We start from the raw sequence: 12,659 nt of genomic DNA, 5'->3' as shown, positions 1-12,659 counted from the left end.
TCAAATCCTTCTCCCTATTTAAATTAAGTGTGTAAGTGAGCTCTTGGATAGACTCTGTACAACCTAGTGGGGTTCTTGGGATGTCAATAGCAGTTCGGCATGACGAGGGACGTATAACCCATTGCTTATTTCATGATTCAGTTCGTGACCTTCAATAGATGGATACCATTCGTGTACGGAATCACCCGTGAGGTTCTATCTTATCCGAAACGGTACGTTTGGCTTGAGCGACGACGTCAATTCGCTCCTGTAAAAAGGTATCAAACGCAAATCCTCCCGTACCTCTGGCAACGGAAGCATCTTGGTTGCGGATATATCTGCTGACTAGCCCCTGATGAACATTACGAAATTTGATGATCTCGTTGTAAATATCGACAAGAAGGTTGAGTTCGGAAGAACGATCTCTCCCAGATTGCAAATCGGCCGAATAGATTTGCTTTAAGGAAGGGGCAGCCAACGCATTTTTAATGCGGAATTGCTCACATGGCTCCAAATATGGCAAAAGATCATGAGTCGTTTCAATATAGGCATCATCTGCGGTGCCCGTAATGAGATCGGTTAGGATCACGCCCGCAATGTGCACGCCGCTAGGCGCATTGTAGCTTATCCCATTCACTTCAATGGGGAAAAAATAATCTCTGAAAAAGGTAATAAAAAAGACGGGATCCACCCCTTTGTGTACCTCGGCATTTTCCTTGCGTACCTGCCTCATCGCCGCTCTTACGGCACTAAGAATTTCCAGGCGTTCCGGCATATTCGGCTCAAGCTGAAGCTTCAGCAATTCCTCAACCGCTGGCTTAAGCGCTAGCTCCGATTGCTGGTGCCGGGTGATAAAAGCGACTTCACTGGCATCCCCAGTAAACGTTCGCAAAGAATCGGCAGGGTTGTATGCAATATACGAAGCATAGGTATCCCGTGGAATTAAACCGGTAGCCAAGGAAAAAAGATCTAAAATGGAGTACACCCTGCGTAGTTCAGAAGCAAGAATCCCTCGTTTCAAGCACGAAACTAGGAAGATCCCCAACTCTCCCATTGCCAATACCTTTTCATTGTAAGGACGGTGATATACGAAATCGATAAGTTGCTGCTGATCATCTGGTAGAAGAGACAGGCCGCGCCTCAGGAGGTCAGCCGGGGACCCCGTCTTATTCAGGGGGGGAAGTTCGTTTACCACAAAACGGCTAAAGTTACCCAATGGATAGTGCATGTCTTCACATATACAATTCACCATAGTCATAAAAACTCTCTCCTTATATCCGAAGTTATTAACGAGAAAGATTTCAACCTATTACTCTTGCGGGAAGATACACTACATATGAAGTAGATTTGCAAACAGCTTCACTGGGAGGAAATATACAATTTAAACTATCACAATAAGGTTATTGTGTCAATTTTATCCTTTTGAACATTTTGTGACATGTATTTCTAACGGGTGAACCACATCAACATCAAATCAACACGAACTTACGTACTGTTGTGCTGTGCATAATGCTCTCGTTTCTAATCTTCCACGAACAAAAAGAGATTATTCGCTAGTTTGTTCTCGGCCAATGCCTTATCATCCTTCTATGACGCGCGCAGGATCGGTGCGCCATTCGTCCAGCGACCGACCAGCAGCACAGCGAATCGTCCCCGACTCCTGCGCTACCTGCTGCACAAACTTCCAGAATGCCGCCACATCCTGCCGTAGCCGCCCAACGGCGCTTATTTTTATGTTTTATACCTTAGACATTCGCTTTATTCACACTCTCAGAAATATATGGTAAATTGGGATTGTTGACGTTTTATAAGAAGGATAGCTCGTACCGGGAGCTTAGTTATCGGAGCAGACATTGCCAGTAAATACACGTGGCTCAAACTATGGATTTCAAGGAAACAACAATGACGAGAAAATAACCCCTTCCTCACGCCAACAACTTTTCTAACTTAATTTCCAGTTCACAAGTTGGAATAATAAAAATTTTACCCAAGAAGGTGGGATGAAAGTAAGTATACAAGAAATCCCATGCTCCATCTGCCTTGGCGAATGCCCAGAGGCTATTTTATAGTGGGAGGTAAGGGATTAACGTGATTCAGTTTATCATTGATTATCGCTGGAATTTGTTGATTATCGCTGAAATTTTTTTTTGGGTTTCCTTATTTATTGCAACCACATTGCGGTATTGGTTCGATAAGCCCAAGGCTGCGCTTCTTGTGTTTATTCTGACTCTTGTCAATGAGCTGTGGATTCTATATCTAGGGGTATTGGATTTAAGGCAAACCGGCAAGCTATCGATCTTTCAAATCGTCATCGTCATTATCATTCTGTATACGCTCGTCCTTGGAAAGTATGATTTGAAAAAGGTAGACCGATTCATTTATAGAACGATTGCAAGAATAAAAGGAAAACCGATCATGGATTCACAGGAAAATAAACGGTATGGAATGGCGAAAGCCAAGGAAGAATTAAAAGTTTTTAGTCTTCACGTAATCCTGTTTTTAGGGGTACATGCAGTATTCTACCTCATGTTGTATGCGGTCAATCAGGAGTCTCATCCGATTTCGTCAGCAGAGTTGATCCCGTGGCTGCAAGAACAATTTCAGAACAATTATGCTTTAGTTCAAGTCAATAAAATTTGGTTGGCTTTCTTGCTTCTGGATGGGATCATTAGTTTCTCTTATTTGCTTTTTCCCAAGAATGAGAGCAACAAGCCCGTTAATCGGTAATTCCATCGGAATGTGATTCTCTTTACAATAATCGGTGATCAGCCCGAGGCGCCTAGCAAAATGTTTGGGTTTGGCAGCTCCTCATGTGGAATAGAGATACACTTTATCGTCAAGATAGAAAGTCTGCTGCTCTATGGTTATTCTAACTCCTAAAAAAATGGTTGTTCCCTGACAGAATATAGGGAACAACCATTATTTAAACAAAAATCTTTTAAATAAACTTTTTATAAGATCGTCTTTTCTGCGTGTTAAACAATCAAGTACTTCAAGTATCTTGAGCACAGCCGCAACCTTAGACTGATCGTCAACAGAGCTGAAACACCATCAACAGAATCCGCTTTCCTCACGATGTCAAGTATGCTGTATAACCCGAATCAGATCATATTTTTTCAACAGACGATCGAGCTCCACCTTCTTCTCCTGCGACAGCGAGCGTGCCGGTGGCAACACATCGGTCGGAATATCCACGCCAGTGGCTCGGACCGCTTCCTTCAACACATTGAAAAACGGCGTATCCACCGCATACACCTCGGTCACGACGCGGAACAGCTTCCGCTGCAGATCCTGAACCATCGCAAAATCGCTGCGCCGATAAGCGTCATACAGCCCGCACGTCAGATGCGGCGCGAAGTTAGCGCTCGCCGGAACAACTCCGTCGCCGCCCGCAATCAGCGTTTCCAGCAAATGATGATCATAACCAGCGAACACCTGGAAATCCGGGCGCACGCTCTTTACCTTCGCGATGGCTTCCAGAACCGGCTCCACACGGTCGACCGTCTCCTTAATGCCGACGATGTTCGGGTACGTCAAGGCCAAATCCTTGACCAGATCCACCTTCACATCCTGCCCCGTCAACGCCGGAAAATTATATATGTAGATTGGCACACTGACGGCCTCCGCTATATCCGCATAATGGCGGAACAACAGCTCGTCGCTCAGCTTCGCAAAATACGGGTTGATGACAACCACCCCGTCCGCCCCCATGGCTTCCGCGTGCTTGCCGTAATCCACCGCTTCCGCCGTGCTCGTCGAACCGATGCCGATCAGCACCGGCAGGCGCCCATTCACATACGACACGGCGAACTCCGCAACCTCTTGTCTGAGCTCCTTCGATAGATGGAAGCATTCCCCCGCCGAACCGAGGAAAAACAACCCGTGCACGCCGGAGGCGATCAAATGATCGATCATGCGGCCCATGCCCGGCCGATCCAAAGCTCCGGATGAATTAACTACCGTAATGACTGGAGGGACGATGCCATGTAACCTGTAGTGTTGCATATCTACTCGCTCCTTTGCCAATGCTTCAAATTTTATATTGTGAAAAAACTTACAATCCAAGCAATACAAAATGAGATACCGATAACTCACTCTGCAACTTAAAGATATCACGGCTCCCCGGCATTTACAATCTTCCTTTATGGAGATATTGTAACAAATTGCACAAGCTACTGCCTACCTGAACATTTGGGAGAGTGGCCAAAAGCACGAATCGGCGGATACGTTTCGCCACAAGCATATTCCCTATTCTCCGCCCCCTTGTCACAAAACTCCCTCACTCCTCGTTATATGTGCAAACCATAACAAGGAGATGTTTACGATGAAAGAAATAACCTGTATTGTCATCGGGGGCGGCTACGCTGGCATCAACGCTGTCAAAGCGCTGCAGCAAGCTTTCGCGAACAAAGCGAACGGCAAGTCCCTGCGTCTCATCTTAATCAACAAAGAGCCGCATCATTTTCGCAAAGTGCTGCTGTTCAAGCCCCCCGCTGGAGAAGCGGACATCGCCCTCTGCCTTTGACAAGCCTGTTTCCGGAAGGCGTGCAGGTCGTCCAAGGTACGTAACGGCGATTGAAGGCCAGAAGCGGCGGCTTCCATCCGTGAGAGTATGGTGAAATAACGAATAAGAGGGCAACAAAAAAACGCATGTCGCAGCAACATGCATTTTTTTTCAGACCGTGACTGACATATATGTGATTTACAAATCGGGCTCTTGCTTTGAAAGCTCTTGAAGCATCCCGCTTATCTGTTCTACCAATGGCGCCGGTGCTTTCTTAGTTGAACCCGTATCAAATGGAGGCTTAGGATCGTATTCCAAAATCAACTGGACTCCTTTGCTCTTATCTTCCCCCAATTCCCATGCTACTAATTGGAGTGCCATGTCGATACCGGAGGAGACACCGGCTGCTGTTATGATTTTGCCATGGCGAACCACTCTGTCATCTGTTGGAATGGCTCCAAGAGAATGGAGCAGGTCGAAGGAGCTCCAATGAGTGGTAGCCTTCGCTCCATTCAACAAGCCTGCGGCGCTCAAGATCAGAGAGCCGGTACAAACCGAAGTAGTCCATTTCGTGGTCTCATGTAATTGGCGAATCCAATTCAGAGTTTCTTCGTCATTCATCGGAGTTTTATAATTAGGCGGACTACAGCCAGGAACGACGAGAATATCAGCTGAAGTAACTTCAGAAAAGCTGTAATCAGCATGCAAACAACCCATTTTTGAATCCAGTTTAATTAACCCTTTTTTCTTGGCGACAAATTTCACGTTACTTTTCATTGTAGCAGCAAATACTTCATATGGACCAATTGTATCTAATGCTGTGATTCCATCATAAAGCATGACTGCGATATCCATGATCATCTCTCCCTAAAGCATGATGTTTAATTCGTCTTCAAGCAAACTATACCACACCCCCCTATAGTATATAGGTGTCAATATTGTGAAATTCACTACGCGGTGTTAGGGTCATTCCTCTCTTATTAACAAAAAAAGCCGCAAATGAACAAAGCGTTTTCCTGTTAGCGCACTTCAGATTTGATATTCATCGGCGTGTCCCGATGAATCAAACAAGCCGCAAGCAAGCCAATGCCTAGCACGAGCGCAAGCAAAAGAAAAGTGATCGCAAAACTGCCTGTCTTCATGAATTGAATAGACAAAATTGGGCCTAAGCTCGTTCCTGCAAACAGGACAAAAGTATACACCGACACCGCTATACCGCGCGATTTCCCGCCCAATTGGCCAACGAGCGCAACCAATGAAGGAACGGTAAGCGCAATCCCCGTTACAAAGATTAGGCTCATTACCAGCAGCAGCGGCAGGTTAGATATGAAGCCCAATGAAGAGAGTCCAAGTATAGCTAGGGCCAAGCCGCCCCGCAACACGGATCGTACACCAAACCGCTTGGCGAGCCGCCCTGCAAACGGTGAAATCATCATGCCAAGTACTCCAAAGGAACGAACGTATAGAATTTCCTGCTTGCCCAGCCCGAACGCTGGACCGCTCAGATAAGTGCCTAGCACAGTATACATACTCACAAAAGACATTAGCAGCACAAGCGCCACCAGATAACTCAGTACTAGATTTTTCTGGCTAAATACCTTTCCGATGTGCTTGATGGGTTCCCACACGTTGGCATGCGCCTGATGGATTTCTCCCTTTGGCAACAGCCACAGTACTAGAAGCGAAGTAATTGCATACACTGCTGCAAGCAGATAGAAGATAGCGTTCCATCCATATTGCTGACTGATGAGACCGCTGATGACCTGGCCAACAATTCCCGCAACCAGGAATCCAGTGCTGATAAATCCGATGGTGGTTACCCGCTTCTCTGCTGGAAACATCTCTACCGCATAGGCCAAAGCAACAGGAGAAAATGTCGCCGCAGCCGCCCCCTGCAGTCCTCTCAGAACAATAAGCCATGTTAAGCTGTGAACCATTCCGAGCAGCAATGAGATAATGGTTAATGCGATAAGTCCGATAAATATTACTCTTTTGCGGCCATATTTATCAGACAGCGCGCCATAAATCAGGCATCCCACGGCAAAGCCGAGTGAAAAAATACTGCCTGTCGCCGCCGCATGTGTAGTGGTAATGCCAAATGTGGTGGCAAACACGGAAATCAGGGGAATGGTTACGTACAAGCTGCACATGACCACCATTCCCGACCAGCACAGCACCGCTGTCATCAGTGAGTAGTTCCGGCGCACAGCGGATTGATTGCTTAACTGAGTCATTATAAACACCTCTTATTTTCAAGTTTTCAAATGATCGTTGTTCTGACTTGCGGAAATTGCATCTCATATAATGCCTTGTAGTGGCCAGAGCGGCGAAGCAAGGCTTCATGTGTCCCCGTTTCCACAATTCTCCCTTTCTCCAGCACAATAATCTGATACAGCCTTTTTGTACATCATATAGGCGGGCGATCAGATGAGCGATCGTTGATTTCCCTGATCCTGAGGAGCCAACAAGCGCCGTTGATTGACCCGGATACAGTCGTAAATAGAAGTTATGCAGAACCGGCTTTTGCGGTTCATAGGCAAAATCCACATCCTCGAAGACAATATCCCCTTCATCGACGCTAAGCGGACAGCATTTTCCTTATCGCGAATCTCCGGTACAATTTTCATCACTTCCTGAATACGTTCATACGCCGCAGCCGATTGTTGAATTTTATTTACCAATCGGCTAAAAGAACGAATTGGGCCCTGCAGCAGACGCAAATAAGCCAGATATGCTACAATGTCTCCAATCGAAATCAATTGATTGATCGCCTGCCAAGCTCCAAACAACAAAACGATGGCCATGCCGATGTAATTCAGCCCTGTAATGAATAAGGCCCGCAAGTCTTGATTCGGAATCATCTCATCAATGATTGCTTTCGTCATTTGAGGAATGGAAAATTCAAGAATTGAAATGGACAGGATGGATACTGCCGTTAATATAATAAGTTTCCACTCCGCCCGTACTTCCGAAAATGTATAACGAAACATCCCCCATGCCACAAAATGCTCCTCAACCATCCCCTTCGTTTTCTTTTCTGTAAGTTGCTTGGATTTCTCCTTTCTCCAACGTATGTTTCCATTCACCACTCATTTCAAGCTCGACATATAGTTAGATAATCTAATTATAATGCTAAAAAAATTTATCTTCCCACTCCCAATCTTCTCTCTAAGCTTCCATTCAGCTTCATCAATATTTTCTTCAGCACCACTTGCTCCTCAACCTCCAAATCACTGATGAATGAGTCGCAAGTTGACCAAAATGTTGGCAGTATCTGATCAACCAGATTACGGCCTTCTGGCGTAATGTGGACATGAACCATACGACGATTGTTTTCATTCGTCTTACGTTCAATCCAGTTTCTTTTCTCTAGCCAATCGAGCAGAGCTGTTGCTGAAGCGCGCCGGATTCCAAGCCGACCTGCGATAGATGAAGGGGTAATCCCCTCTTTATCTTGATGCAGAATCAGCAACAGCAACAGGTCCAGCTTGCTTTCTGTAATTCCGAATGAAGACAGGTTTAAATCCATCATATCCTGGATGTTATCGCCAATCCATAGCAGCAGTAAACCCATATGAGCTGATGCTTGATTGGTATCCTTAGAAGCGGTTTTCCCCATAAGCTCCAAGTAAGGAGCAACGCCCAATCTGGGCAGCTGCTGTTCACCCACATGCTCCTTCTCAATCTTCTTTCTCATTCCATCACCCTGATTACAATTAGATTATCTAACTATAAGCTAATATAATCGATTTTTCTTTTTATTGCAACCCTTGTGTTTATTGAACTATTTTTTCCGTTATTCCCCTCTATCTCTATTTCCAGCCTATGAAAAGCGGCCAATAATATCGTACAAGACCCCATTCTCCTATCTTGTAGAAGAATATAATGAACCAACACCTGAATGGTACATCCCATCATTTTTTACTCAAGCGCAGAACCATCTCTTTACGAAAGGATGATAGAATGAAAAATGATGAAATGCCCGTGAGTAAGACAAGCAAGGGGAATGGAACTATTAAGCCGAGGCAAGCTTGCTTGATTGGGCCGTTAAATAGTTGCGAACGCCGCCGTAAGGCATTGCGAATTCGTACAACAGTAGCCCAACTGCAAGATAGACTCCCTTCCCCTGATCACCCGTGCAATGGTGACGAAAGCAGGTATCCGAATAAAATCGGCAGCTTTACGAAGGGGTTGCCGCATAATGGCCTTGGCGAGGTAGATCTTAATGCGTATCATGCATTCATTGCCGCTCTGAAGACAGGTAAGGATTTTGAATCCATTCCGCTAGGCGGGGTTGTAAAGATCGTCAACCCTCAAGCCTCATACGCATTTGATTTGGTGGGACCTGATAGTCATCATTTAGGGATAGCTTCACCACCGGCTTTCAGCAGTTCCTGGGAGGCCAGTGAGATGGCGGAAGTTTACTGGCAGGCGCTGACCCGCGATGTGCCCTTTACAGACTATGATACCCATCCGTTAACCCTGGGGGCCGCTTCGGATCTGACCGTATTTTCCGATTTTCGCGGGCCGAAAGTAAATGGAGCCGTCACCACTGGCAGCCTGTTCAGAGGGGATACCCCCGGTGACATAGCAGGACCGTATATCTCTCAGTTCCTATGGAAGGACATTCCCTTCGGAGCCACAACTGTTGTTCAGAGATATCGTACGACTATTGCCGGCGATGACCATATGACGTCGTATGAAGAGTGGCTGCGAATTCAAAACGGATCCTCTCCGAATGCGCCAAATGTACACGATCCCATTTCCCGTTATATCCGCAACGGCCGCGATTTAGGGGAATATGTTCATGTGGATTTTTCCTACCAATCGGTTCTTAGCGCTTGTCTCATTCTGCTCAGTTACGGAAAGAACGCATTAGATCCAGCCAATCCCTATTTTAACTCTGCAACCCAGAGCGGTTTCTCCACATTCGGTGCGCCATATGTGCTAGATTGGGTAGCCCGGACGGCGAGATCGGCGCTAGATGCCGCTTGGTTCCAAAAGTTCCTCGTCCATCGCCGGCTCCGCCCTGAGGAATTCGGGGGATGTGTGCACAACCAGTTGACGGGAGCCGCTAATTACGAAATCAATTCGGAACTGCTCGACTCACAGGCGGTTTCCGAGACCTTCAACAAGTTTGGATCCTACCTGCTGCCTGCAGCTTATGCGGAAGGCTCTCCGATCCATCCAGCTTATCCCTCTGGTCACGCCTGCTTAGCTGGGGCTGGGGTTACTGTGCTGAAGGCGTTTTTTAACGAATCGTTCCCTATCCCCCATCCCGTCGCGGCCAGTTCGGATGGACTCTCATTGCTCCCCTACTTAGGTTCTCTGTTAACAATAGGAGGGGAATTAAACAAATTTGCCGCAAATATTGCTCTTGGCCGCGATGCGGCTGGTATCCACTGGCGATCGGACGGCATCGAGGGACTAAAGTTAGGCGAAGCAGTCGCTATAGGAATGCTTCAGGATTACAAAAAAACCTATCATGAGGACTTTTGTGGCTTTTCCCTCACCAGATTTGATGGGACTACGATTACAATCGGTTAGCCGGCAGAAGCCAGACCTAATCTCGGAGAGTGTTCGATCAAAATAATGTATTAGACTGAAAAATATTTTATCTGATGTACAATAATTGTATGAACCTTCCTTAATCATGGGATTTTATATGAGGTAGTACTTTTAATAAGATATTATCGAGTATTGGTACAGTGGAGGTCATTATTTGTCCTCCACTGATAGACCCTTGACATACCATAATTATTAATTTATATTTATATTTCCTTTTTTACTTAAATCCATCTAAATCAACTGTTATATCAGATAAATCACTGTCAGCAGTAAGCGTTAATGAAGTGGGAGCTTCTATATAAGACACAGCAATATCTCCTGACTTTGTTTCTACAAGTAATGACTTTCCTTCTTTTGTATCTTTGATTTATACTTCACCATCTGTTGGAGTAATTTTCCAAAGCTGAATCCTGCAATAAAACCTCCCTTCTGGTCTTGCTGATTAACGGCAATTTTCTTCCCATCATTTTAATTGTTACAGGATCGTTCTTCTTGTCTATCCATTACACGGGGGAATCAATCATGAGTTAAATTGTGCGAAACGAACATCTCCTTTTATTTTTTCTTACTCAACCCTTACAAATTCCTTAAGCTCAAAAAAGCTTGTAGAACCCATATATCAATGCACACAACACACACAACCTTTCATCACTTCTTAAAGTCATGCCCAGTGTTTTTCCATCATCCCCATACGTAATCGCGTTCGAGATGCTGATCTAAAGGGACAGTTTTGTGAAGGGAGGGTATTCGTGTATTGTATAGAAATTCAAGTTAATAAATCATATTTTTATAGATTAGAGAATGGAATTAAGGAGGATTGTTTATGTCTTATATTCCAGAATTTCCCAAGCGTAATGGAGTGAATAATTTTTATGATACAAAAAAATTGGAAGATAAACTACAAACACTTCTCCAACAAGACATTTGTTCTGTTTCTGAATTAGAGAGGTGGCTAGTTGAGGAACGCCTATTATGTGCTGAAGTTGAAGAACTAATAACTAGTCATCAAATCAATTTTTATAGGGATACTAAAAACACAAATAAACGCGAATTGTATTTGTATTACCAAACCGATATCCAACCACTTCTTACCAAATATAATGCAGAGTTTGATAAGAAATTTAGCAATTGTCCGTTCTCAAAATTACTGGAAGATGAAAAATATGGTTATATGTGTAAAGTAAGGCTAGAAAAGAGTAAGATGTTTAATAAAAAAAACATCTCGCTTACTGTGAGGGAACAAGAGTTAATAACCAAATACAGAGAAATTTTGGCTGGTATAACAATGGAATGGGATGGCGAAACAAAATCTTATTCCTACATAAAAGCAATGTTAGAAAGTCCAAAAAGGCAAATTCGGGAACGAGCATGGCGCGCTTTATCTGAGTCGCATATGCTTGTAAAACCTGCTGTAGACCGTATTATGAATGAACTTGTAAAATTACGTCATCAAATGGCACTTAATGCTGGATTTAGCAATTATCGCGACTATGTATTTACACTAAAAAATAGAGAATACAGTATTCAAGATTGTTACACTTTTCATGAATCTGTTGAAAGGTATGCTATTCCAGTATGGAAACGTTTGGCGAAGCTCTTTGAAACAGAACTTGGTATAGAAAAGTATCGTCCATGGGATCTTAGTCCTTGTACATTACAAAAATCTCCATTCAACAATTTAATTGATTTATTGGATGGAGTTGAAAAAATGCTAGGTAAGACTGACCTATATTTCCAGGAGAGATTTCAGTACATTCGAAAGCAAGGATTAATTGATGTGGAGGAGCGAAAGAATAAAGCGCCAGGAGCTGTTTGTTTTACCTTACCAAAAGCAAAAAATGTATTCATTTATTCCAACTTTAGCCCATCGTTTAATGCTCTTATACATGAATTAGGTCATGCAATCCATTTTTATAAGCAGTTTGCTAACGAGAGTGGTGTACAAGAACAATATCTTCGTGAAGAAGTAGCTGAGCTTTACTCCCATAGTTTAGAACTAATGTTGATGGACAAACTTGATATTTTTTACCCTGAACACAATGAATATAAGAAAGCTCAGCGTGAACAAATGCATCGTGCATTTTCCATGCTCATTTCTCCACTAGCAGGAGACTTATTCCAACATTGGCTCTATACTAATCCATACCATTCACCCGAAGAACGGGATGCAAAATATCTTGAAATCAGCAAAAGATTCCAGTATTCATCAGTTGATATTGCAGGTTTTGAGACACAAATCGGAGCAAGTTGGATCGAGTCTTTCCACTATTTTCAGTATCCTTTCTATAAAATAGAATATGCAATATCACAACTAGGAGCGTTACAACTGTTTCAAATCTATCGCGAGAATCCAGAAAAAGCTATCACTTTATTTAAAGAAGGCGCAAGTATGGATTGGAATCTACCGATCGCGGATATCTATCGAAATACAGGTGTTAATTTTGACTTTTCTGAACAAACCATAAAAAATATCTCCGAATTCATTATTAATATTATTGAAGATTTAAATTAAATGTACGTTGTAGACTGAGTTCATTCGAGCATCGTTAAGAGAGGAAGAGGATAGTTAGTTCATTATATGAGCTAATCTCCTCTATTTTTTAATTTT

At 43.9% G+C, this 12,659-nt stretch carries 9 protein-coding genes and 2 pseudogenes; 4 read left to right on the top strand and 7 right to left on the bottom strand.

Annotated features, from left to right (window positions below):
• Positions 1 to 181 precede the first annotated feature (181 nt).
• Positions 182 to 1,237 carry a monodechloroaminopyrrolnitrin synthase PrnB family protein gene (locus LQV63_RS02775; RefSeq protein ID WP_233695544.1) on the bottom strand — a complete coding sequence of 352 codons (1,056 nt, stop codon included), beginning with the start codon at positions 1,235 to 1,237 and terminating at the stop codon, positions 182 to 184.
• An 830-nt stretch (positions 1,238 to 2,067) separates the two neighbouring features.
• Between LQV63_RS02775 and LQV63_RS02770 the strand changes: the two genes are divergently transcribed.
• Entirely contained in the window at positions 2,068 to 2,706 is a 639-nt protein-coding gene (locus tag LQV63_RS02770; RefSeq protein WP_233695543.1) for a hypothetical protein, read from the top strand.
• Between the two features lie 351 nt (positions 2,707 to 3,057).
• Here the strand turns inward: LQV63_RS02770 and LQV63_RS02765 are convergent, their stop codons facing one another.
• Entirely contained in the window at positions 3,058 to 3,984 is a 927-nt protein-coding gene (locus tag LQV63_RS02765) for a dihydrodipicolinate synthase family protein (protein WP_233695542.1), read from the bottom strand.
• A 319-nt stretch (positions 3,985 to 4,303) separates the two neighbouring features.
• On the opposite strand from LQV63_RS02765, the gene LQV63_RS02760 reads away from it, so the two are divergent.
• Entirely contained in the window at positions 4,304 to 4,504 is a 201-nt protein-coding gene (locus tag LQV63_RS02760) for a hypothetical protein (protein WP_233695541.1), read from the top strand.
• Positions 4,505 to 4,681: 177 nt separating this feature from the next.
• On the opposite strand, the gene LQV63_RS02755 is transcribed toward LQV63_RS02760, so the two are convergent.
• The 4 genes and pseudogenes from LQV63_RS02755 to LQV63_RS02740 form a co-directional block, all read right to left on the bottom strand.
• Positions 4,682 to 5,338 carry a DJ-1/PfpI family protein gene (locus tag LQV63_RS02755; RefSeq protein WP_233695540.1) on the bottom strand — a complete coding sequence of 219 codons (657 nt, stop codon included), beginning with the start codon at positions 5,336 to 5,338 and terminating at the stop codon, positions 4,682 to 4,684.
• Positions 5,339 to 5,502: 164 nt separating this feature from the next.
• A complete protein-coding gene (locus LQV63_RS02750; protein ID WP_233695539.1) occupies positions 5,503 to 6,717 on the bottom strand; it encodes an MFS transporter in 1,215 nt (404 codons plus the stop codon).
• 208 nt (positions 6,718 to 6,925) lie between these two features.
• A pseudogene (locus LQV63_RS31695) lies at positions 6,926 to 7,030 on the bottom strand (hypothetical protein); the annotation flags it as partial.
• A gap of 595 nt (positions 7,031 to 7,625) precedes the next feature.
• A complete protein-coding gene (locus tag LQV63_RS02740) occupies positions 7,626 to 8,180 on the bottom strand; it encodes a MarR family winged helix-turn-helix transcriptional regulator (protein WP_019419581.1) in 555 nt (184 codons plus the stop codon).
• Between the two features lie 281 nt (positions 8,181 to 8,461).
• Here LQV63_RS02740 and LQV63_RS02735 point away from each other — a divergent pair, with 281 nt between their 5' ends.
• Positions 8,462 to 10,030 (top strand): vanadium-dependent haloperoxidase, encoded by a 1,569-nt coding sequence (locus LQV63_RS02735; RefSeq protein ID WP_233695569.1) that lies wholly within the window; start codon positions 8,462 to 8,464, stop codon positions 10,028 to 10,030.
• Between the two features lie 241 nt (positions 10,031 to 10,271).
• Here the strand turns inward: LQV63_RS02735 and LQV63_RS31690 are convergent.
• Positions 10,272 to 10,445, bottom strand: a pseudogene (locus tag LQV63_RS31690) (DUF4097 family beta strand repeat-containing protein); the annotation flags it as partial.
• Between the two features lie 429 nt (positions 10,446 to 10,874).
• Here LQV63_RS31690 and LQV63_RS02730 point away from each other — a divergent pair.
• A complete protein-coding gene (locus LQV63_RS02730) occupies positions 10,875 to 12,563 on the top strand; it encodes a M3 family oligoendopeptidase (protein ID WP_233695538.1) in 1,689 nt (562 codons plus the stop codon).
• Positions 12,564 to 12,659: the final 96 nt, after the last annotated feature.

It is taken from the genome of Paenibacillus profundus (assembly GCF_021369635.1).
Lineage (GTDB): Bacteria > Bacillota > Bacilli > Paenibacillales > Paenibacillaceae > Paenibacillus_B > Paenibacillus_B profundus.
Note: the sequence above shows the minus strand (reverse complement) of the source record. Positions and strands in the feature narration are given on the sequence as shown.